This window comes from Flavobacterium plurextorum (genome assembly GCF_002217395.1).
Classification (GTDB): domain Bacteria; phylum Bacteroidota; class Bacteroidia; order Flavobacteriales; family Flavobacteriaceae; genus Flavobacterium; species Flavobacterium plurextorum.
On sequence record NZ_MUHD01000027.1, the window covers coordinates 183,842 to 207,307 of the forward strand.

Here is a 23,466-nt window from a genome sequence, read left to right on the forward strand (position 1 = left end):
AGAAAATTAGATAACTTTACCGTAAGTTATTTTTAATATGTTTAAGCATGTTGAAGTACCAATCAAAAAATCAAAAAAATGAAAGAGTTTTATAAGCAGTTACTAGAGAACAATAAGCAATGGGTTGAGAAATCATTAGCATTAGATCCTAATTTTTTTGCTGATTTAGCAAAAGGGCAGACTCCGCCTTTATTATGGATTGGATGTTCTGACAGTCGTGTTCCTGCAAACGAAATTATTGGAGCAAAAGCCGGTGAAGTTTTTGTACACAGAAACATTGCAAATATGGTTGTTCATTCAGATATGAATATGTTGAGTGTTCTGGATTATGCGGTTAATGTTTTAAAAGTTAAACACGTTATTGTTTGCGGACATTACGGTTGTGGCGGCGTAAAAGCGGCTATGGGTCAGCAATCTGTTGGAATTATCGATAACTGGATTCGTCATATTAAAGATGAATATCGTTTACACGATAAATATTTAAATTCAATTCAAGATGAAACAGAGCGTTTTAATGCTTTTGTTGAAATCAATGCTAAAGAGCAGGTTTATAACTTGGCAAAAACTTCAATTGTACAAGGTGCATGGAAAAGCGGTCAAGATTTAATGCTTCACGGATGGGTTTACGGATTGAATTCTGGGTTTGTTACCGATTTAAATGTAAATATTAGTTCAAACGAAGAGCTTGATGAAGTTTATCAGCTTGATCTTTAGTAGTTAAATAAAAATTGTTATGAAAAAATCGCCTCAAAAGGGCGATTTTTTTTATTCGTTTTCGTCTAGATTTTCATTAAAAGCAGACGGTAATAATGTTGGGATAAACTTGATTAGAATAGGCAGTAATAAACTTCCGCCGGGAAGTAAAAAGATGGTAAGCGACGGAATGGTTTTGCAAATATCTAAAAGCTGTTTTTTAACTTTCTTCTTTTCCTTGGCATCCAAATCTCTCGTAGTAGAATAAGCCAATAAAACCATTAATTCCTTACTTTGGATAATTTCCTTAACTAATCTGTTTTTGTTTCTTACAATCAATTTTACAACACTGTGTGTCATTTGATCATAAAAGTGTTTGACAGGATTGGAGTAGTTAAAATAGGGAATTTTCTTTTTATGAGTAGTAATAAAAGTATTTGTTGTATCGATACTTTTAGTAACAAAATCATCAGAAACGCCCATCATTGATCCTAATGAATACAAAAAGTATGCTTCTTCGTTTTCTACAACACCATCGCTCCATAAAGCCATTCCGGCCATATCGATTAAGTAATATTGCTCTAATTTATTGCTGAAATAGTCCAGTTGTAAAGTCTCTAAAGTTTCAACAGTAACTTTTGAGAATTTAGAATAGCGAATAGATGCTTCAAAAAGTTTAATTAACAAATCATCGTGCTGAGATTTGATGGTTTTGGTTTTTAATGCCAATGCAACAATTCCAAGGACAGTTTCTTCAATTCGTTTTAAATATTTTTCGGGAATTTCGCCATGCACTAAATATTGTCTAAATGCCAAAACATCAATAAACAAAAGAGCATTGGTTACCAGATGCGAAAAGTTTTTGCTGATAATACTATCGTTTGTTTGTACTCTTTGATCTATTATATTTTCTAAAGATAAAGAAGGAGTATCTTTTGGCAGTAAAATTTTAAACAAATTGAAACCTTCAGGATTCATTTGTTTGTAGAATTTTAAGACTTCGGTAATAAAATGCAGAGGTTCAAAGTCTCTTTTTTCTAAACAAAAAACATTGTAAAGTGTGTTTAGTAAAGCGACTTTAGAAATTTCGGTTTTAAACCAGCCTTTTATCGGAATTGGAATTCGAGAATCAATTGCAATAATATGTCCATAAATAAAACCAGTTTCTCTAACTTTATAGTAAAACGAATCAGTCGTTTCAAAAGGGATTGCTTCTGAAAACTTTTGTTCGCTAAAATACTTGTCTATCCAGCCTGGTGCAGATGGGTTAATCATTGACTTAAATTTATAGCTGCAAAGCTATATCTTTTTCTTGTTTTAGTGTGAATATAAAATAAAATAACCACTAGATTTTTGTGAAAAAATAGTGGTTATAGGCTTTATTTATTTGATAATTCCTGCGCAAGCAACTCTTCCGCCGGCATTTCCAGTTGGTTGAGTAGTAAAGTCATCAGTACCTTGATGAACAATTAAACCTTTTCCTAGAATATTTTTTGTCTCATCCTCGCAGCCAATGCACCATTCATCAGTTGTCATTGTAATAGTTCCATTTCCTTTTTCATCAGCAGTGAAATTTCCAATATCACCTTTGTGATACTCTCCAACGCCCCATTTTCCATGCTTTTTAAAGGTTGGATTCCAGTGTCCGCCTGCAGAACTTCCATCAGCAGAAGTACAATCTGCTTTTTCGTGAATGTGTATAGCGTGAACACCCGGTGTTAATCCAGATATTTTTGCTGTGAAAGTCACCTTACCGTTTTTCTCTGTAAAAGTTGCCGTTCCTGCTACCTTGCTGTTGCTTTTAGGTTCTAAAGCTACAGTCAGAGTTTTGGCATCACTTGATTTTGTATTTGTTTTACAACCAATGACTAAAGCTGTAATTATAGCGAAAGACGCGATTATTTTTTTCATATTTATGGGCATTTAAATTAAATATTAAGTAAATTTAACATAAAATAACGACAAAGCGAGGTTGTAAAAGTTAAATAAAAGTCAAACTATTCCTTGTAATTTATAGAAAGTATCAATACGAAACGGATTATATTGTGTAAATTAGTAGTGATTTTGAGCTCTATTTTTATTCTAAAAAAGGCTCAATATGTTTAAATTTAATACTTTATTTTATGATGAAAAGAATTTTTATCCTAGCCTTTCTTAGTATAATGCTGATTTCTTGTAGTGCTTCTAAAGGCAAAAAAAGTGATGCAACGGCTAAACTTGATGGAACTTGGGAACTTAATTTTATTACAGGTCCTAGAATTGCCTTTGAAGGATTATATCCAAATAAAAAACCAACGATAAATTTTAATATAAAAGAAAATCAGGTTTCGGGTAATAATAGTTGTAATTCCTATACAGGCAAACTTGTTTTAGATGGTAACAAAACAGATTTTACACAACCTATGGCGGTTACAAAAATGATGTGCCTTGACGGACAGGGAGAAAGTGTGTATATGAATACACTTCAAAAAATAACTTCGTATGATATTACAGATGAAGGGAAAACACTTCTTTTTATTTCTGGAGATATTGTCATGATGAGATTCACGAAAAAACAGTAAGGTTGTTTACTGTTTTTTTTTTTTGATTATGGTTTGTTGTTAAACAATATAAATGCTATTTAAAGATGAAAACTAAATTATCCATTTTATTAGTAGTACTGGTCTTTCTGAATTTTTCTGTCTCAGCACAACAAAAATCTAAAAAAGAACTAAAGACCGAGAGAGAACTACAAAAACAGAAAGAAATTGAGGCTTTGATTGATGCTAAAGATTTTGTTTTTGAAGCGCAAAAAACTACTCCGACAGGAGGAAGGATTATTAATTTAGATTATAATACTTATTTTTTAAATTTTAATACTGAAAAAACAACTTGTGATTTACCCTTTTTTGGACGTGGATATAATGTAGGATACGGAACTGACGGGGGAATTAAATTTGAAGGAGTTCCTTATAATTTGAAGATTGAAAAGAATAAAAAAAACTACGTTGTAAAAGCGACAGTTAAAGGGAGAAATGATGTTTATGATTTGGTATTTACGATCTTTTTTAATGGAAACAGTTCTCTTTCTGTAAGCAGTAACAATAGGGCTTCTATTTTTTATGATGGTGTAGTAAGTGCGCCGAAGAAGGTTGTTAGTAAAGAGTAAAGAGTAAAGAGTAAAGAGTAAAGAGTAAAGAGTAAAGAGTAAAGAGTAAAGAGTAAAGAGTAAAGAGTAAAGAGTAAAGAGTAAAGAGTAAAGAGTAAAGAGTAAAGAGTAAAGAGTTTCTGTTATTAATGATGCCCTGAATTATTTTTATGCTAAAAAAGTCATCTTGTTTTTTGTCTGAAAAGTTTTTGCTTGTATTGTTATTTTTCTTCGGGGTATTTTCTTCGTACGGCCAAGATTTAGAACCGAGAGTTTACGCTAATGTTGCTAAGGACTTAAATGTTGTAGCAATTGGTTATGTTTTTATGAATGGTAATGTGCTCACAGATCCTTCGCTGCCTATTACAGATTTTACTCTCCACAGCCACAATTTAGCAGTGAATTATATTAGAACTTTTGCGGTGTCTAATAAATTGGCTCGTGTGCAGGTTGCTTTGCCTTATACATTCATGGATGGTTCTCAAACTCGTACAAATGGTGATGTTTTAACTGGGTCACGAACTGGATTTGCAGATATGAAAGTTCGGTTAGGAATTAATTTATTAGGTTCGCCGGCACTCGATAAGACAGAATTTAGAAATTTTGAGCAAAAAACGATTTTAGGAGTAAGTTTGGTTACCTCAATACCAACGGGCAGATATTATGATGATAAACAAGTTAATATAGGAACTAACCGTTGGGGATTTAAACCTGAAATTGGAGTTTCAAAACGTTTTGCACATGTATATGCCGAAGCCTATGGCGGTATTTGGTTTTATACTAATAATAATGATTTTCTTGGAAAAAAATTAGAACAAAAGCCAACTTATAGCTTACAGGCACATGCCAGTTATTATTTTCAAAATAAAATGTGGATAGGATTTAATACAAACTGGTTCTTTGGCGGAAAAACAATTACAGACGGTGTTTCTGATGACAGTCAAATTGATAATTGGCGGGTAGGAGCAACATTTTCAACTCCTATAGCAAAAGGGCAGTCTATAAAGTTTCAGTATCACGTTGGAGCATATACTAATAACGGACTTAATTATTATGCTTTATCAGCGGCTTATCAATATTCATTTTTCTAAACTGAAAAAAAATGTACGATTAATGTGTTAAAAATCAGTATATTTGAGTATGCATAATCCATTAAGAACAAATTTAAAATCAAAATTATGAAAAAATTAAGTCTTATTTTTATTTTGGCTGCGGCCACGTTTTCTTCTTATGCTCAATCTTCTTTCAAAGAAGATTTAGATGTTGTACAAAGTGTTTATGGAAAATCAAAAAGTGATCTTGTAAAAGAATACATGAATTTATCTGATACTCAATCTGCAGCATTTACAAAAGTTTATGATAGTTATGAAACACAGCGTAAAGCTCTTGGTCAAACAAAATTTCAATTGCTTAATGATTATGCGGCCAATTACGCAACATTAACTGATGAAAAAGCAGACCAACTGGCAAAAGCAGCTTTGAAAAATGAAATTGACTACGAAAAGTTATTTTCAAAAACGTATGGTCAGGCAAAAAAAGCTGTTGGATCTATAAATGCTGCAAAATTTATACAGTTAGAAGTTTATCTTCAAACGACAATTCGTAACGAAATACAAAATTCAATTCCGTTTATTGGAGAATTAGACAAAGCAAAATTGAATTAAGAGATTTATATTCGCATAAAAAAAAAGGCAGTTATTGTAATAACTGCCTTTTTTTATGCTCAATTTTCGTTTTCGTCTTTCCTTTTATTTTGATCTTGTTTAATATAGATATCTTGCTGCGGAAAAGGAATTTCGATATTATTTGCTCTAAAAACTTTATCAATTTCAATAATTAAATCACTTTTTACATCACTTGCAAAATTTATATTCCCAACCCAATATTTGACAACAATATCAATAGAACTGCTATTAAAAGTAGTTATCCAAATAATTGGCTCTGGATATTGAAGTACTAAAGAATGGTTTCTTAATATTTCATTCAGTAAGGATTTTACATTTTCTAAATTAGTTCCGTATGCGACTCCAATAGAAATATCTGTACGTTTTTTATTGTTTGAGAGCGTCCAATTCGTTAAATGCTGGCTTAATAAATCTCCATTTGGTATTATAACATCGGCGCCGTCAAAAGTTCCTACAACACTGCTTCGTATTCCAATAGATTTCATTTTTACCATTTGACCGCCTATTTCAATTGTATCATTTATGTTTACAGGTTTTTCAAAAGCAATTATTAAACCGCTGACAATGTTGTTTACTAAAGTTTGAAGACCAAATCCAATACCAACACCTAAAGCACTAATAATAATAGTTAAGCGGTCGACAGGAATTCCAGATGATATAAAAGCGAGACTTATTCCGATACTAAAAATGGCAATTTGTATGAAAAGCATCCAGCTGCCAAATTTATTTTTTTTAACGCCTGAAGAGGAATTAATAGAAGTACTCGTTAAAAACGCAACAATTTTAGCAATAACGACAGAAGCAATAATGATAAAGAAGAAAACAAAAATACTTTGATAAGAATAATTGAAATCGCCAATATTTCGAGGTTCTGTAAAAAAGTTAATAATTGGATCGAGAATAGCTTGAAAAAGGTATGAATTCTTGCCTATAGACACCAGCCAGCCAAGAACAAACAAAGTATTGATTTTAGGATCGGTACTGATTTTTTCTAATTCGCTGCTGTTTAATAATTTCTCTTCGTTTGATTCTCTTAAATAATTAGAATAGTTTATAATGTCAGCAAGCAAACGATATGTTGTGGTGAATAAATAATACATTAAAACCGTTATAATACCGTTTATGGCTAAAAGCTTTCCTAAATTATAGTTTTTACCAATTAAGATGAATAATATAGATGCTGTTTCAAAAGTTATTAAAACATACAAGCTGTATTTAAAAAAGGGATTTAAAATTTCTTTATTCTTTTTCAGATTATAAATTGTAAATGCAATTGATGAAAATGCTATTATTAAAATTAAAATAACCTCTTTTACAGAGTGTGTTAGAATATTATTGTCATACAATCCTAGAAGAATAATAATGACATAAGTTTTCCATACAAACTTTTCTTTTGGTGTAAAATATTCTTTATTTACTATGGTTAAAGCTATTATCGAGACTAACCAAATAAGAGCTGTAAAAGCAAAAGGAGGGTAAGTGAAGAAAAAATTGAACAAAGTAAACGAAACTAATACGGCACACGAAATGGGATGTCGAAATATTTGTTTGGAAAGTTTTGTGGTATTGTAAACGCCTTCTTTTTTATACTTCTTTTTAAGAAACAATAAATAAATGACGAGAACGACTGCAAGCAGAAGCATTAAAACAATTGTTTTAAAATGATTTGAAATGAAGAATATTAAAATGATCGATTCTTTGGTAAGCGAGTAAAAGAACGATTCATAAAAAGACATTTCACTTGAATTGGTGCTAAAAATTGTTCCATCAGAATCTAATAGATTTTGAAATTCGTTTTTCCTAATATTATCGGTCTCGATTATGTCGTTTTGCAGATCATACTTAAAATGCCTCGCAGTAATTTGCAGTTTGCTGATACTATCAAGTGCATCTTTAAATCGTTTATTAAGTGAGTTGACATTAGAGTACATTTGAGAATAACGATCATAATATAGGATCTTTCGCAATGAATCTTTTGGAAGTACAAAAAGCGATTTTTGAATTGTTAAAGAGTCAATTTTTCCTTGTATTTTGCTTAACTCGATGCTGTTGTTTTTGATCTTTGAAAGCTGAATTTCAAGACGCGTCTGCAATTCATTAAGCATAATCGATGTAACGGTTATGTTTCTAAGCGTTTGAAAATCATTTCGATTTTTGATTATACCATCTATAGCCGTTTTTTTTAGTTTGATAGCATAATCTAATTCTGTAGTAAAACCTTTGTAATCAATACCCGTTTTTAAAATAATATTGGCATCTTGAATGTTTTTAGAAATAGCATCAAATAATAAATTATGGTTTTTGGTTATTTTATTTTCGATGTAAAGCTGCCTGCTTTTCTCTTCATCTAATTTGAGTAAACTTTCAATCTTAGTATTTTTAGGAATCTCGTTTTTTAATTTAAGACTATCTTCTAGAAGTGAACTTTGAGCATAAGAAGTATAAACTGGACTGGCAGTTAAAAGTACAATTGCAATTATTTTTAAAACAGTAAAGTTAATTATGATGTTTTTATAAAAAATAGCATTGCGAATTATAGTCGAAAATATCATAATACTTTGCTTTTGGGAGTTACCCCAAAAATACTATAAAAAAAAACAACCTAAAAAAAGTTTTTTTAGGTTGTTTAGTATTCTGATTTTATTTGTTTCTAGTTTCGTATATGGTATTTACCATTCCATTGCGAGGAGCATCTAGAGGAAGTTCCCAGAACATGATACCGCCAAGTTTCTTAGCTTTTGCATATTCTGTTTTAGCTTTTATTGAAGTTAAATCGTCTCCAGTTGCAAATGTTTTTTCTTTTTCATTGTACCAGTAAGGCGCTTTAGCTTTATCATCCCAAAAATATTTCCATCCGTTAGCTTCTGTATAATAAGTAGAGAAGTTTTTAAAATCAACCCCTTGAATATGCTCTCCAGATTGATAAAGGCCATTGTTTACATTAGCAACGTTTTTCCATGTTCTAGTATAAAAAGCACCTCCAATAACTAACTTTTCAGCAGGAATTCCAAGTTTTAGTAAATAAGTAACAGCTCTGTCTGTTGATTCTTCTTTTGGATTTGTACTGTATAATGGAGTATGATGTCCAGTTACTTTAGAATAACCATTTACTAAATCATAACTCATAATATTAATACGATTTACGAATGGCGCAACAGCTTTCCAATCTATAGATTCATCTAAACATTTTTGAAAACCTCCCGCAGCAAAACTTAATTCATATTTTTTACCTAATGTTGAGCGTAAAATTTTAAGAAGTTCTGTAAAATTTGGCTTATCAGCTGCCTGATATAAATGACCTGGAAGACCTTCGATAGATGGATACTCCCAATCTAAATCTAAACCATCAACTTTAAAATAATCACTAACTTCTTTTACAGATTTTGCAAAAGTCAATCTTCCTTCTGGAGTCGAAAATGCAGCAGAGCAAGGTTCGCAGCCGCCCCAGCCGCCAAGTGAAAGTATAATTTTTAAGTGTGGATTTTTAGCTTTTAAAGAAACTAAATGTTTAATAGTAATGGAGTCTTTAGGAGAATCAACACCTAATTTTCCATCTCTTAAATGACAAAAACTAAAGATAATTTGATCCAGCTTATTTACTTCGTATTCGTTGATTAGTTTATCATCGCCTGTGTAATAAGCTATGATATCCATTTTTTTGTTTTTTTGTGCAAAAAGATTTGTTGATAAGCAGCACAGCAAAAGCATGACAATCAGGTTAATTTGTTTCATTTTATGTTTTTTTAGCGTTTTTAGAATGCTAAATATAAAGGAATACAATTGATATTTAACTATTTTGTCTGTCTTAAAAAGTTAATTTTAACGAATATTTTGCAAATCGTTGCAAAAATATTGCGCTTAATCTTTGTGTATATTTACTTGGAAGACAAAAAAATAAACCCGCACAGTTTCGGAGTTGTGCGGGTTTAAACAAATTAAAAGCTAAAAACTATTTTTATATTAGAAGCAGTAAGTATCTTCTGCAACTAATTTTGCGGCAATTTTTTCTCTTAATGCCACTACGTTTGGCAGGTTGGTGTATTTTGTGAAACGTTTAAGTCCCATTAACATCATACGTTGTTCGTCACCTTCAGCAAAAGAAGCGATTCCTTCTTTTCCTCTTAAGTTTACGATGTCTACTGCTTTGTACAAGTATAATTTTGCCATTGCAATTTGCTCTTGAACTTTATCTTCGCCTTGAGCTTTTGCTAATTTTTCAGTTCTCAAAATTGTACTTTCAGCCATGTAAATTTCGATTAAGATATCAGAAGCTGCCATTAATAATTGTTGGTGCGCATCTAATTCTGGTCCGTATTTTTGAACAGCACTTCCTGCAACCATTAAGAAAACTTTTTTCAAGTTAGCAACGATTCCTTTTTCTTCTGCAAATAATTCAGAGAAATCTGGAGTATCAAAAGATGGAATTCCCATTAATTCTTCTTGAACTTTCATTGCTGGTCCAAGTAAATCAACGTGACCTTTCATTGCTTTTTTGATCAACATACCTACAGAAAGCATTCTGTTGATTTCGTTTGTTCCTTCGTAGATACGAGCGATACGAGCATCTCTCCAAGCACTTTCCATTGGAGTATCTTCAGAGAATCCCATTCCACCAAAAATCTGAATACCTTCGTCAGAACAAGATTGAACGTCTTCAGAAACAGCTACTTTCAAGATAGAACACTCGATAGCATATTCTTCAACACCTTTCAATTCAGCTTCTTGGTGAGTAGTTCCTTCCGCTTCACGAGCAGCAATTCTGTCTTCGATATCTTTTGCAGCACGGTAAGAAGCACTTTCTCCAGCGTAAGCATTAGTTGCCATTTCAGCTAATTTAGAACGGATAGCTCCAAAAGAAGAAATAGAAGTATTGAACTGAATTCTTTCGTTAGCATATTTTACAGCTCCAGAAGTAACTCTTCTTTGAGCATCTAAACAAGCAGCTGCCAATTTAATACGACCAACATTTAAAGCATTCATTGCAATTTTGAAACCGTTTCCTCTTTCAGATAACATGTTTTCAACAGGAACTTTTGTTTCGTTGAAGAAAACCTGACGAGTAGAAGAAGCACGAATTCCTAATTTATGCTCTTCCTCATTCATTGAAATTCCGTTTGAAGGGTCGTTTTCTACGATGAAACCAGTAATATTTTTATCATCTCCAATACGAGCAAAAACGATGAAAACGCTGCAGAAACCTGCATTCGAAATCCACATTTTTTGACCTGTAATTGAATAGTATTTTCCATCTTCAGATAAAACAGCTTTAGTTTTTCCTGAGTTAGCATCAGATCCTGCGCCTGGTTCCGTTAAGCAATAAGCTCCAAACCATTCTCCAGAAGCTAATTTTGGAACGTATTTTTTCTTTTGTTCTTCAGTACCATAAAGTGTAATTGGCATAGTTCCAATTCCTGTGTGAGCACCAAAAGCAGTCGAGAAAGAACCTGTAGCTCCAGAAATGTAGTCACAAACTAACATTGTAGAAACAAATCCCATTCCTAACCCGCCATATTCCTCAGGAACTGCAACTCCAAGAAGTCCCAATTCACCAGCTTTACGCATAGATGATTCAGTATAAGCGTAATCTTTTTTCTCAAAACGATCTTTATGCGCCCATAATTCTTTGTCAACGAACTCTTTTACAGAGTCACGCATCATTAACTGCTCTTCCGAGAAATCTTCTGGTGTAAAGATATCCTCGCATTTTGTTTCTTTAACTAAAAACTGACCACCACGGGTTACGTTTTTTTCGATTGTATCTGCCATTTTGTTTTTGTTTAGATTAAAAGATGAAAGAGTTAAGAAGAAAGATTAATCTAACTTATTTATGAAACCTGATATCATCCTTTGAAATTCAATTATTTTGTTTTCTATTTCTTCTGTTTTTATTTTAGATAGATAATCATTTTGAAAAGCTATCAGTAATTGCGTTTGTAATTCAAATGATGATCCTAAACTGATATTCAGATAATGCTGAAAGTGTTTATTTCCTCTGTTTGAACCTTCCGCAATATTAGAAGGCATTGAAACAGAGCATCTATTCATTTGACTTGTTAAACTATATGTTTCTAACTTAGGAAAAGTGGATGTTAGTTTATAGATATCATTTGTAATTTCCATAGCTAAAATCCAAATTTTCAAATTCTTAAAATTGTGCCTCATGTTTTTTTTGAGCAAGATAAGAAGAAAAACAGAAAGTAAGTTTTTTACTACTTTTTAAAGACACGTTTTTAAAATATATACATCCCAAATGTAAGTCTTGCTTCTTTCCTCCCCAAAAAAAAACTACAATACCTCGTAAATCCCTGCAGAACCTTGTCCAGTCCCTACACACATGCTCACGATTCCGTACTTATTACCTCTGCGTTTCATTTCGTCGAATAACTGAACAGAAAGTTTAGCGCCAGTACATCCCAGAGGGTGTCCTAAAGCGATAGCTCCACCATTTACGTTTACGATATCTGGATTTAAACCTAACTCACGAATTACAGCCAAAGACTGAGAAGCAAATGCCTCGTTTAATTCAACTAAGTCAATATCTTTTAATTCTAAACCAGCTTGTTTTAATGCTTTCGGAATAGCTTTTACTGGACCAATACCCATAATTCTTGGCTCAACACCAGAAGAAGCAAAATTTACTAATCTTGCAATTGGTTCAAGATTTAATTCTTTTACCATTTCCTCACTCATAATTAAAACAAAAGCAGCACCGTCGCTCATTTGAGAAGAGTTACCTGCTGTTACGCTTCCGTCAGCAGCAAAAACTGGTCTTAAACCTGCTAATGCAGCAACAGAAGTTCCAGCTCTTGGTCCTTCGTCTTTGTTTACAACATATGATTTAGTTTCTTTTTTACCATTTTCATTGATGAAAGTTTGTTCAACAGTAATAGGAACTATTTGTTTATCGAATTTTCCTTCAGCTTGAGCTTTCAAAGCTTTCATGTGAGAGTTGTAAGCAAACTCATCCTGATCTTCTCTTGAAACGTTGTATTGTTTAGCAACCGCTTCAGCAGTTAAACCCATTCCCCAATAGTAATCTTCGTGACCTGCGGCAGCAACTTTATAATCCGGAGTTGGTTTGTAACCTCCCATCGGAATAAAACTCATACTTTCGGCTCCACCAGCAATGATACAATCTGCCATTCCTGATTGGATTTTAGCAGTTGCCATTCCAATAGTTTCTAATCCAGAAGCGCAATAACGGTTAACAGTTACACCAGGAACATCTTCTACTTTTAATCCCATTAAAGAGATCAAACGTCCAACGTTTAAACCTTGTTCTGCTTCCGGCATCGCATTTCCTACCATTACGTCATCGATACGTTTTTTGTCAAAATCAGGCAGTTCGTCCATCATAAACTGAATGGTTTCTGCAGCTAATTCATCAGGTCTTTTAAATCTAAAAACACCTTTTGGAGCTTTTCCCACTGCTGTTCTATATGCTTTTACTATATATGCTGTTTTCATTTGTTTTTGTTTTTTTAAGATTTATTAGAAGAAAGAGGCAATAGAAAAGACAAAACTTTGTTTTGAAGCCTTGTGTTTCTTGCTTCTTTCATCTTATTCTCTAATTACGAAGCGGTTTTCCTTTAGTTAACATATACTGAATTCTCTCTAAAGTCTTACGCTCAGTACAAAGAGATAAGAAAGCTTCACGTTCGATATCTAATAAGTATTGTTCCGATACTAAAGTTGCTTCAGATAAATCACCACCAGCCATTACGTAAGCAAGTTTGTTAGCGATTTTCTTGTCGTGCTCAGAAATGTATTTTCCAGCTTCCATTTGATCTGTTCCAACTAAGAACATTCCAAGAGCTTGTTTACCTAAAACTTTAACATCAGTTCTTCTGATAGGTTGTGTGTAACCAGCTTCTGCCATTATCAAAGCATGTTTTTTAGCTTCAGCAATCTGACGATCTTTGTTTACTACAATAACATCTTTTCCATGCTGAAGAAGTCCAGTGTCAAAAGCTTCATAACCAGAAGTCGAAACTTTAGCCATTGCAATTGTCAAGAAATACTCTTGAAGAACGTTCAATTCCACATCGTTTTTGCGGAATAAATCTGAAGCCCTCAAAGCCATTTCTTTAGATCCACCTCCACCAGGAAGTACACCAACACCAAATTCAACTAATCCCATGTATGTTTCTGCAGCCGCAACTACTTTATCAGCGTGTAAGCTCATTTCGCATCCACCGCCAAAAGTCATTCCGTGAGGCGCTACTACAACTGGAATCGAAGAATAACGAACACGCATCATTGTATCTTGGAACAATTTGATTGCCATGTTTAATTCGTCGTATTCCTGCTCAACCGCCATCATGAAAATCATTCCAATATTAGCTCCAACAGAGAAATTCGCTGCTTGATTACCAATAACTAAACCTTGATATTCTTTTTCAGATAAGTCGATTGCTTTATTGATAGCTTGAAGTACATCGCCGCCAATAGTATTCATTTTAGATTGGAATTCTAAGTTCAAAATTCCGTCTCCTAAATCCTGAATGATTGCACCACTGTTGCTCCAAACTTTTTTGCTTTCGCGAATGTTGTTCAGAATAATGAATGAATCTTGTCCAGGAACTTTTACTTGTGATTTTGTTGGAATGTTGTAGAAATAAGTCGCTCCTTCTTTAACAGAGTAGAAACTGTCGCTTCCAGAAGCAAGCATTTCAGTAACCCATGCAGCAGGCGCTAAATCTTCTGCTTTCATGATTTCAATTCCTTTTGCAACACCAATTGCATCCCAGATTTCGAATGGACCATTTTCCCATCCAAAACCAGCTTTCATGGCATCGTCAATTTTGTATAATTCGTCTGAGATTTCAGGAATTCTGTTTGAAACGTAAGCAAACATTCCAGCGAAACTCTTACGGTAGAATTCTCCCGCTTTGTCTGTTCCTTTTACTAAAACTTTAAAACGATTGATTGGTTTATCGATAGTTTTTGTTAGTTCAAGAGTCGCAAAATTTGCTTTTTTTGCAGCGCGGTATTCTAATGTATTTAAGTCTAAAGAAAGAATATCTTTATCTACTTTTTTATAAAAACCTTGTCCAGTTTTGCTTCCTAACCAATTATTTTCCATCATTTTTGTGATGAAATCTGGAAGTTTGAACAATTCATGTTGTTCGTCTGTTGGGCAGTTTTCATAGATACCGTTGGCAACGTGTACCAAAGTATCTAAACCAACAACGTCAACCGTACGGAAAGTAGCCGATTTTGGACGACCAATTACTGGACCAGTCAATTTATCAACTTCTTCAATCGTTAATCCCATTTCTTTTACCAAGTGGAATAAACTTTGGATTCCGTAAATACCAATTCTGTTTCCAATAAATGCTGGAGTATCTTTAGCAACAACCGAAGTTTTTCCTAAAAATTTAGAGCCGTATTCGTTTAAGAAATCCAATACTTCAGTAGAAGTTTTTGGACCAGGAATAATTTCAAATAATTTTAAGTAACGCGCAGGGTTAAAAAAGTGTGTTCCGCAGAAGTGTTGTTGAAAATCCTCGCTTCGTCCTTCACTCATAAAATGAATTGGAATACCAGAAGTGTTTGAAGTAACCAAAGTTCCAGGCTTGCGGAATTTCTCGATTTGTTCAAAAACTAATTTCTTAATGTCCAAACGTTCCACAACAACCTCGATAATCCAATCGACATTGGCAATTTTTGCCATATCATCAGTTGTATTTCCAGTTGTAATTCTACTTGCGAATTTTTGACTGTAAATAGGAGATGGTTTCGATTTTAATGAATTCGCCAAATGTTCGTTTACCACACGGTTGCGAACGGCTTTACTTTCAAGAGTTAATCCTTTTTTAGCTTCAGCTTCGGTCAATTCACGCGGTACGATGTCTAGAAGTAAAACTTCAACACCAATATTTGCAAAATGACAAGCTATTCCTGAACCCATAATTCCGGATCCAATTACAGCAACTTTTTTAATTGTGCGTTTCATAGGTACTTAATATTTGTTTTTTTGTAGAAAAGGAATCTGTTTACGAAAAACTACTCATTTTCTTTATTCTCTGTTTGATTAAATATGTTTTTGTCCTGAATTAATTCATTTATAATTTCCGAAACTTCGATAAAATGTTTCAGCTTTTCGTCTGAGACATGTTTTCTAACGGTTTCATTAAATTTCAGAACTGTATTTTTAGATAAATCTCTTTTTTCTTTGCCAAATTCGGTCAGGTAGATTAAAACACCTCGGCCGTCGCTTGGGTTTTTCTTGCGAACAATTAAACCCTTTTCTTCCATAGATTTTAATGTTCTTGTTAAGCTCGTAGCTTCCATACCCATTCTAGGACCTAAAGCGGTTGATGGAGTTCCTTCTTCCTTATCCATGCTTAAAAGAGCAAATCCCGTCGCCATTGTAGCATCGTATTTTGCAGCCTCTTCATTATACATTCTTGAAACAGCCTGCCATGTAGCTCTCAAAATATAATCTATTGTTTTGTCTTTCATAGGTAACTATATCGATTTCAAATATAATTAAAAAATACTATGCATGCATATAATTTTTTACTAAATTTTTGGTTAATTAAAAAACATCCCTGATTTAGAGGGTTTTGGTGGTTTATTTATAGTGAAATATACTATTCTTTTTTTAGATTTTAACATTTTTTATGTTGTAAAAAGCTTTTTTTAGTTTTTAAAACGTTTTTTATTCTGTATTCTGTAAAAAATTATGCATTTAATTCAGTACTATTTTCCATTTCATATCTTGATAAAGCCTTTTGAAGAATGTTTTTCATGCGGTTTCTAAGGTTTTCTGGGCGCAGAATTTCGATTCCGTCTCCAAAACCTAATAAAATGCGTTCCATTTCATAATTTGAAGTAATAAACAAGTGAATGATAATGCTTTTGTCATTATTTTCTTTAATTAAACGCTGTGACTCATGCAAAGGTTTCGTCAGGACATAAGGCGCATTTATGGCATCAATCCAAAGTTCGATTCTTGTGGGTCTTGAACCTGTATTTACAGTTACACCAATTACGTTTTTGTAAAACAAGTTGGCATCAAAATCTTCTTCTATATAAGGTAGGTTAAAATCATAATCGATTGCAATAATTCGATCAAGTGCCAAATTACTAATAGGAGCAGAGCCTTTTTTCTTGCCGACCAAAAACCATCGATTATTGAATTCCTTTAAAATAAAAGGGTGAAAATGAAACTTATTTTCATCTTTCGATTTAAACGATTTATAAGTAATTACAAGAACAATTTTTTTGATAATCGCCTGATAAATTTCATCCAAATAATGAAGCCCTTTTAGTTTTTCGTTTTTATCCAAATAAATAACCGGTTTTGTATGCGACTTCTCCGAATAGATTTTATCCTCCAAACGCTGCAAAATGTCCGATACATCATTAAATAAAGAGAAATCCTTGAATTGTTTGAGCATCGAAACCGTTTCGGTCAAAACATTCATATCTGTTTCCGTCAGCGGAATATCGGTTATCGAAAAATCTTCGTCGTCATATTTATAATACTTTTTATCGTAAACCACGATTGGTGCATTATAACCTAATTTTTCACTTCGCATGAGCTGAATATCCATCTGAATCGTTCGCTTACTAATTGGGTTTGCACGACCTTCGTATTCGAACAAAGCTTCAGAACAACATTCGATTAAATCGTCGAGTGTCCATTGTCTGTATTTATTCTGCAGACATTTATCGATGGTTTTGTACCGTATTAAGGCATTTTTATTTTGTGACATGTTTTATGTTTTTGGGCGTGTTTCGCCGCGGCGAACCGGGCTTTCGGCTATATCTTTTATTCCGCTGTCGCTTCATAAAAGGATGCCGCCTCAATCCCTCACGCATTTACGTTAATAGTGAAATCCCGTTTTCAATGATTTTATTTTCGTTCCAATTTTCCGTAGAGACGTACTGCAATGCGTCTAACGTATTTTGGATATTCGTTGCGCAGACGCACTGCCGTGCGTCTCTACAGATATACTTTATAGTAAAAATGAAATTTCCTTTTCAATATTCGCTCTCGCTTTCTCCTCATACAAATCCCTAAACTCGTCAGTCTGAAAAATAAACTCATTCTCCAGAAAATGTTTCAACGCTTTTGCGCGTCCGGGTTTGTATAGAAAATCAGGATAAATGCGGTATTCTTTTCGAATTTGTTCGAAATAGATTTTGTAATCATTCCAATCTTTAGCAAGGATTTTTAAATCAAAATCAATTAACCAATTAATATCTTCAATTGCATTTTGCTGATGTTGCTGTGTCGCACAGATTGCATCAAATACTAATTGTTTATTTAGATTGCTGTTTTCAGGTAAAATCGCCAAAGCATATTCAGCACTTTTAAGTTCGTTATCCTTTTTGGAAGCCGAATACACAAAATCATGATAAAAAATTGAAAATAATATTTCGTTTGGATTTTGAAGTTTATCGCGATAGATTTCAAAACTCGCAATCATTTCTTTTAAATGTGTGAGATTATGATAATGCCTTGATTTTTTGGAATATGCCTTTTCTAAATCCGCCCAGTTTTGCTGAATTTCATTTGCCGAAAAGCCAATTTTCAAAAGTAATTCAGAATAAATTTTCTGTAGATTCATCTTGTTTTTTACTCAAATTTAAAATTCTTTTTTTACTGCGCGAAATAATTGCGTAGTAGTTTTAAAATCTTTGTTCAAGAAATAAAATAATAACCAATTGTCTAATTTTGATAAAAATTGATAGTCATGAGAAACTCAGAATTTGAAATCCATCCTTTTAATGAAGGTTTTTATGTTGAATCTTTATTAAATAAAACACGTTCAATTTTGAATGATGTTGAATCATTAAATAAATTTTGGAAAAAAGGATATTATGATTGTAAGAATGACAATATCATTCTTGATTTATTTCAAAATATCATTCTTAATGTAGGTGGGATTTCACGTTTTTTTTGGCCTTCAAAGAATACAGGATATTATAAAATTAGAGCAGAAAAGCTTCGCAAAGTTTATAATGTTAGTGAGTCTAGTGTTTTAAAAAACCGAGATATGCGAAATCATATCGAACATTTTGACGAGAAATTAGATGATTTTTTAGAAGAGTTTACTATTGGAACGGTTATGCAAAAATACGTTGGACCACTAATTTATGTAGATGATAATAGAACATTTTTTAGAGCATATTTTTGCGATAAGAATATTTTTAAGATGTTCAACATCGAATATGAAATGGGACCAATTATAAATGAGATTAAGAGAATTCATAAAATTTTATTATTACAAAAAGAGAATCGTGGGAGATTTTAAAATAACAACAAAGCAGTAGAAAAACCTTTGCGTCTTTGTCACTTTGAACCTTTGCCCCTTTAAAATAGAAATAATGAACACACAAATAAACGGTACAGATATATTAGAATTAGGATTCCCTGAAGGAAAAATAATTGGGATTGCCTTAAAGATAAATAGCAAAAGAAACGGATTCACAAGAGATGAAATGATTGCTAATTTCAAAAACGTCTTAGAAAATCCTGAAAACTATATAGACGATAAAATTTTTAGCAAACTGGCAGTTGCTTTAATCGAAAAAGCAAATGAAAAACCAGAAGATTTTATTGCTTTAAATGAAACTTCAAATGCGTATTCGGCTTATGGTTTAGATCATATCGAAGACGGAGCCAGAAAACAAATGGAAGTTGCCATGAAACTGCCTGTTACGGTTGCGGGAGCTTTAATGCCAGATGCGCATCAAGGTTACGGATTGCCTATTGGTGGAGTTTTAGCCACAAAAAATGCCATTATTCCATATGGAGTCGGGGTTGATATTGGATGTAGAATGGCATTGTCTGTTTATGATATTCCTGAAGCTTTTTACTTTGAAAACGAAGCTAAATTTAAAAGAGAATTAATTGCAAATTCCATTTTTGGAGCAGGTCACGGATTTCATGGTCAATATAAATCAGATCATGCAGTTTTAGAGAATGATGCTTTTAATATGAATCCGTTTGTGAAAAACTTAAAAGATAAAGCTTGGTCGCAATTAGGATCTTCTGGCGGAGGAAATCACTTTGTCGAATTTGGAATTATGGAATTTGCAGAAGATGATGCTGTTTTAAATATTCCAAAAGGGAAATACGTCGCTTTGTTAACGCATTCCGGTTCGCGCGGAATGGGAGCAACAATTGCGGGACATTACACTAAAATAGCCAAAGACGTTTGTAAACTGCCCGAAGTTGCAAGAAATCTAGCGTATTTGGATATGAGTTCACAATTGGGTCAGGAATATTGGATGGCGATGAATCTAGCAGGAGATTATGCTTCGGCTTGTCATGAAATTATCCATAATAAAATGGAAAAAGCTTTAGGAGCCAATATTTTAGCCAAAGTCGAAAACCATCATAATTTTGCATGGAAAGAAGTTTGGAATGGTGAAGAAGTTATTGTGCATCGAAAAGGAGCAACTCCGGCAGGAAAAGGTGTTATGGGAATCATTCCGGGAAGTATGACTGCACCAGGATTTTTGGTTAGAGGAAAAGGAGAGGAGAACGCCATAAACTCGGCTTCACACGGAGCAGGAAGACAAATGAGTAGAACAAAAGCTATAAAAAGCATTACACAATCCGAAATGAAATCGATCTTGAAAGACCATGGTGTAACACTTATTGGTGCAGGTCTTGACGAAGCGCCAATGGCTTACAAGGATATACATCAGGTTATGGAAGCGCAACAAGATTTAGTTGACGTAGTTGCTAAATTTATACCAAAATTAGTAAGAATGGCAGATGATGGAAGTAGAGAAGATTAGTTTTTTTTTAGGTTCACAGTGACAGAGTAACAAAGGTTCAAAGTTTTTTTTCGTACTGTTTGTCATTTCGACGAAGGAGAAATCTCCACAAGCAGCTCCGCAAAGTGAATCCAAACTTTGTAGAGTTTCTCGCGAAGATTTCTCCTTCGTCGAAATGACAAACTTTGTGGCTATTTTAACTGGAAAGTTATGAATATTTTTTCATGCATTCCTGATGGTTATCGGGAATGGCAAAATAAAAGGTTGTAACTCTGCGTCTTTGCGCAATTAAAAAAATAAACATGGAAATAGTAAATAGAGATTTTGAAATACTGACAGATTACATTCTGGTCTTTCATACTTATAAATTTCTAAATATTGATTTAATTGAAGACTGGGCGATCGAATTGATCAATTTAGGCTATGAGAGCGAAGCTATTTATACGCTTGCATGTTTCTATAAACCAATTGATTCTGATGAAATTAAACCTTATCTAGAAGCCGTTTTTTTAGAATTAAATTTAACGACAAAAAATGAAGAAGAGTCTCAAAAAAGTCATATAAGATATTTTTTAAACAAAATAGTGAAACGGGAGAATGTGAGAGGCAATTTGAAAAATATGCTGCATTTCTATTTTGAATTTGCTGTAGATAAAGATATAGTTGATTTCTCGGTTCTTCAATATGTTTGGGATGATTTGTCTGCAGGCGAAGTCAATTGGTATTACAAAGATCTTAATCTAGATATTATCGAGAAAGAAGTTATCGAAAAGGCAGAGAAATGGCTAATTGAAAATTGAGTATTTCAAGGAACAGCATTACAAAAGGACAAAGGTTTTTTCGCATTCCATGTCATTTCGACGAAGGAGAAATCTCCGCAAGCAGCTACGCAAAGTGAATCTAAACTTTGTAGAGTTTCTCGCGAAGATTTCTCCTTAGGTCGAAATGACAAACTTTGTGGCTATTATAACCGCAAAGAATTTTTTTACGCATATTTTTTCTAATCCCTTTAATTCTTTATCACGATAGCTATCGGGAGTGGCTAAAAAAACGATTTGCTCTAAATGAACCTTGATAATGCAAGGGAATAGCAACAGTGATGATTAATTAAAAGTAAATAATAATTGAATTAACAAAAAAAGCGCAAACCATAAGTTTTGCGCTTTTTTCAATTTTATATAAAAAGAAAAATTCTTATTTCCCTTTCAACAACTTCTCTAAATATTCAACCTTTTCTTTTTCAGCCTGAACCAAACGTTCGTAAAGCTCAACAACTTTATCAAGAGGATTAAATGTGCAAACATTATGATTAGTGTTTCCATTTCCTTGACCATTATTAGCACTATAATCATAAAAGTTATTAAAGAAATTAAAAACAGATTCTTCGGTAAAATTTTCAATCGCTTCTACTGTTACGCCAAGTGCTTTTGCAATTTCTACCAATTTTTCGAAATCAACAGTTTCGCTGGTTTCAATGTTCGAAATAGTCTGTTGGGTTGTGCCAATAGCATCAGCAAGTGCTCCTTGTTTCATGCCGCGAAGCTCTCTAATTCGGCTTATATTTCGGCCAATATTTCTGGGTCTAGTTTCTGTGCTCATAATTCAAAGGTATTTAAAATTTTCGAAAAAATTAAAGATTGGTAAAAAACAGGATTTATTTGGTAAACTACGGTTTGGGTTGTTTTTTTGTAGTGTAAAAATAAGTTTTTTCTTGTTTAATTATGGCGTTATTTCATGAAATAAATGGTAACTTTAAATTTTTTATATTTGCATTATAAACTTCATGAAACATGAATTACAAAATATCATTTCAGGAAAGAGCCAAGTTAGGCATGGAAATTCTATCCAAACAATCTCCCGTTACCTTAGAAAAAGCACGAGCACAAGCGGAACGTTTGAGTCAAGCAAGCAAATCAAAAGTGAAGAAACAGCGCTAATTAAGCAATTTTGTGATCAAAATAGTTTTTGGATTACTTTTATAAATATTAATGCCTTTGTTTCATCGGGAGCCGAACAAAAAGTTTATCTTCAAAACAAACATAAAGTAATAAAACTAAACGATAGTATTTATTATGAAACTTGGGAAGATTATTTGAATAATTTACTCCTAAATAATTATTTTTTCCCTGATACAGCATATCAATTAATTGGTTTTTACGAACAGGCAGATTTGCTTTATGCTGTGGTAGAACAGAAATTTGTAGAATCTGATAGTGTAACAGAATTAGAAAATGTAAAACTATTTTTAACCTCAAACGGTTTTGTTAACACCAGAAATAACGATTATCTTCATAAGGAACTTGGTATAATTTTAGAAGATTTACATGATGAAAATGTTTTGACATCTAAAGGTAATTTGTTTTTTATCGATACTGTTTTCTACATTACAGATCAGTTTTACAAACCATGACGACTAGAGATTTAAGATTTTAAAATCTAACCCTTTTCGAAGTTATTAGGAAATATTTTTTTTGGTTAAAAACTCCCGTTCAGATACCTTAGAAATAACAGACAAATAAATTATTTCAATCGAAAATTATTATAAAACGTCAATTTTGCCAGAAAAGCCAAATGAAAAAAACGCCATTCAAACTTTAATAAAAATTAGAAAAGAATTGTTTCAATAAAATAGACATAGATTATAAACTAAAACGCCTTGATTTTCAAGGCGTTTTTTTGTTTTAAAACCTTTTTTAAAAATAATTTAATTACTACGCAGAATTACTGCGTACTACAATTTGAATATTTGCTCAAGAAGTAAAACAAGTTCTTTTAAATACAAAAAATGAGATAACTATAGATGGTGGTCACGTTGCGGAGATTGCTTCGCCAATTCGCTATCGCTCGTGTCCTCCTGCATCGGAATGACAAGATTGTCTATAGTTTTAAAATATCAAACAAGTCCTGTTGCGTGTTTCTGTATAGCACCATTGTAGAGAACTTTTCGCAAAAGCGTATTATGTTTTTCTATGCAACTTGATTTGGAGGTTTTGATTGTTTTCCAAAAAATGATCTCACTCTATATGTTGTGGGTTCGAATCCCATTCGCAGCAATGCGATAACTCAATCCGGTAGAGTAATAGAAAGTTCGCAGGTTCGAATCCTGCACTGATTTGGTTCAGTTTGACAGCGGCTTGTCGCCAGAGACCATCACTCTTAAAAAGATGACCATTCAAAGAAAACTGATTTGTCTTTGTCAGTGAAATTTAGTCCCTC

The 23,466-nt window shown here is 32.9% G+C and carries 21 protein-coding genes; 9 read left to right on the forward strand and 12 right to left on the reverse strand.

Translation table 11 applies throughout. From position 1 onward, the window contains the following. Positions 1–78: 78 nt before the first annotated feature. Complete coding sequence (gene can, locus B0A81_RS14550) at positions 79–714, forward strand: carbonate dehydratase (protein WP_089053179.1); 636 nt, start codon at positions 79–81, stop codon at positions 712–714. A gap of 51 nt (positions 715–765) precedes the next feature. Here can and B0A81_RS14555 read toward each other — a convergent pair whose 3' ends face one another. Both B0A81_RS14555 and B0A81_RS14560 read right to left on the reverse strand, forming a co-directional pair. Continuing rightward, positions 766–1,968, reverse strand: coding sequence for an LETM1-related biofilm-associated protein (locus tag B0A81_RS14555; RefSeq protein WP_089058712.1), 1,203 nt, complete (start codon positions 1,966–1,968; stop codon positions 766–768). 108 nt (positions 1,969–2,076) lie between these two features. Beyond that, the gene (locus tag B0A81_RS14560) at positions 2,077–2,604 is read right to left on the reverse strand and encodes a superoxide dismutase family protein (protein WP_089058713.1); all 528 of its coding nucleotides are present in this window, start codon (positions 2,602–2,604) and stop codon (positions 2,077–2,079) included. A 212-nt stretch (positions 2,605–2,816) separates the two neighbouring features. Between B0A81_RS14560 and B0A81_RS14565 the strand changes: the two genes are divergently transcribed. The 4 genes from B0A81_RS14565 (at position 2,817) to B0A81_RS14585 (ending at position 5,484) form a co-directional block, all read left to right on the forward strand. Next, positions 2,817–3,254: an META domain-containing protein gene (locus tag B0A81_RS14565; RefSeq protein WP_089058714.1), complete on the forward strand. Its 438-nt coding sequence runs from the start codon at positions 2,817–2,819 to the stop codon at positions 3,252–3,254. A gap of 65 nt (positions 3,255–3,319) precedes the next feature. After that, a complete protein-coding gene (locus B0A81_RS14570; protein WP_089058715.1) occupies positions 3,320–3,841 on the forward strand; it encodes a DUF4251 domain-containing protein in 522 nt (173 codons plus the stop codon). 149 nt (positions 3,842–3,990) lie between these two features. Continuing rightward, positions 3,991–4,911, forward strand: coding sequence for a transporter (locus B0A81_RS14580; protein ID WP_089058716.1), 921 nt, complete (start codon positions 3,991–3,993; stop codon positions 4,909–4,911). Positions 4,912–4,998: 87 nt separating this feature from the next. Continuing rightward, positions 4,999–5,484, forward strand: coding sequence for a hypothetical protein (locus B0A81_RS14585; protein ID WP_089058717.1), 486 nt, complete (start codon positions 4,999–5,001; stop codon positions 5,482–5,484). A gap of 59 nt (positions 5,485–5,543) precedes the next feature. Here B0A81_RS14585 and B0A81_RS14590 read toward each other — a convergent pair whose 3' ends face one another. From B0A81_RS14590 to B0A81_RS14630, 9 genes are all read right to left on the reverse strand, one after another. Continuing rightward, complete coding sequence (locus B0A81_RS14590) at positions 5,544–8,057, reverse strand: mechanosensitive ion channel family protein (RefSeq protein WP_089058718.1); 2,514 nt, start codon at positions 8,055–8,057, stop codon at positions 5,544–5,546. A gap of 88 nt (positions 8,058–8,145) precedes the next feature. Next, positions 8,146–9,159, reverse strand: coding sequence for a glycoside hydrolase family 18 protein (locus tag B0A81_RS14595; RefSeq protein ID WP_244281433.1), 1,014 nt, complete (start codon positions 9,157–9,159; stop codon positions 8,146–8,148). Positions 9,160–9,465: 306 nt separating this feature from the next. Then, positions 9,466–11,271 (reverse strand): acyl-CoA dehydrogenase family protein, encoded by a 1,806-nt coding sequence (locus tag B0A81_RS14600; protein WP_089058720.1) that lies wholly within the window; start codon positions 11,269–11,271, stop codon positions 9,466–9,468. 45 nt (positions 11,272–11,316) lie between these two features. Beyond that, complete coding sequence (locus tag B0A81_RS14605; protein ID WP_089058721.1) at positions 11,317–11,667, reverse strand: four helix bundle protein; 351 nt, start codon at positions 11,665–11,667, stop codon at positions 11,317–11,319. A gap of 123 nt (positions 11,668–11,790) precedes the next feature. Beyond that, positions 11,791–12,972: a thiolase family protein gene (locus B0A81_RS14610; protein WP_089058722.1), complete on the reverse strand. Its 1,182-nt coding sequence runs from the start codon at positions 12,970–12,972 to the stop codon at positions 11,791–11,793. Between the two features lie 100 nt (positions 12,973–13,072). Beyond that, on the reverse strand, positions 13,073–15,463 hold the full coding sequence (locus B0A81_RS14615) for a 3-hydroxyacyl-CoA dehydrogenase/enoyl-CoA hydratase family protein (RefSeq protein ID WP_089058723.1): 2,391 nt from the start codon (positions 15,461–15,463) through the stop codon (positions 13,073–13,075). 50 nt (positions 15,464–15,513) lie between these two features. Further along, on the reverse strand, positions 15,514–15,972 hold the full coding sequence (locus B0A81_RS14620; RefSeq protein ID WP_089058724.1) for a MarR family winged helix-turn-helix transcriptional regulator: 459 nt from the start codon (positions 15,970–15,972) through the stop codon (positions 15,514–15,516). Between the two features lie 221 nt (positions 15,973–16,193). Next, positions 16,194–17,231 (reverse strand): helix-turn-helix transcriptional regulator, encoded by a 1,038-nt coding sequence (locus B0A81_RS14625; RefSeq protein ID WP_089058725.1) that lies wholly within the window; start codon positions 17,229–17,231, stop codon positions 16,194–16,196. A 243-nt stretch (positions 17,232–17,474) separates the two neighbouring features. Next, a complete protein-coding gene (locus B0A81_RS14630) occupies positions 17,475–18,089 on the reverse strand; it encodes an HD domain-containing protein (RefSeq protein ID WP_089058726.1) in 615 nt (204 codons plus the stop codon). Between the two features lie 126 nt (positions 18,090–18,215). Here B0A81_RS14630 and B0A81_RS14635 point away from each other — a divergent pair, with 126 nt between their 5' ends. The 3 genes from B0A81_RS14635 to B0A81_RS14645 all read left to right on the forward strand — a co-directional run bounded on the left by B0A81_RS14635 (position 18,216) and on the right by B0A81_RS14645 (position 21,050). Next, positions 18,216–18,776 (forward strand): hypothetical protein, encoded by a 561-nt coding sequence (locus B0A81_RS14635; RefSeq protein WP_089058727.1) that lies wholly within the window; start codon positions 18,216–18,218, stop codon positions 18,774–18,776. A gap of 73 nt (positions 18,777–18,849) precedes the next feature. Further along, complete coding sequence (locus B0A81_RS14640; RefSeq protein WP_089058728.1) at positions 18,850–20,271, forward strand: RtcB family protein; 1,422 nt, start codon at positions 18,850–18,852, stop codon at positions 20,269–20,271. A gap of 281 nt (positions 20,272–20,552) precedes the next feature. Next, positions 20,553–21,050, forward strand: coding sequence for a hypothetical protein (locus B0A81_RS14645; protein WP_089058729.1), 498 nt, complete (start codon positions 20,553–20,555; stop codon positions 21,048–21,050). A 394-nt stretch (positions 21,051–21,444) separates the two neighbouring features. Here the strand turns inward: B0A81_RS14645 and B0A81_RS14650 are convergent, their stop codons facing one another. Next, entirely contained in the window at positions 21,445–21,849 is a 405-nt protein-coding gene (locus B0A81_RS14650) for a helix-turn-helix domain-containing protein (RefSeq protein WP_089058730.1), read from the reverse strand. Positions 21,850–22,033: 184 nt separating this feature from the next. On the opposite strand from B0A81_RS14650, the gene B0A81_RS14655 reads away from it, so the two are divergent. Continuing rightward, positions 22,034–22,660, forward strand: coding sequence for a putative polyvalent protein kinase domain-containing protein (locus tag B0A81_RS14655; RefSeq protein ID WP_089058731.1), 627 nt, complete (start codon positions 22,034–22,036; stop codon positions 22,658–22,660). The last annotated feature ends 806 nt before the right edge of the window (positions 22,661–23,466 follow it).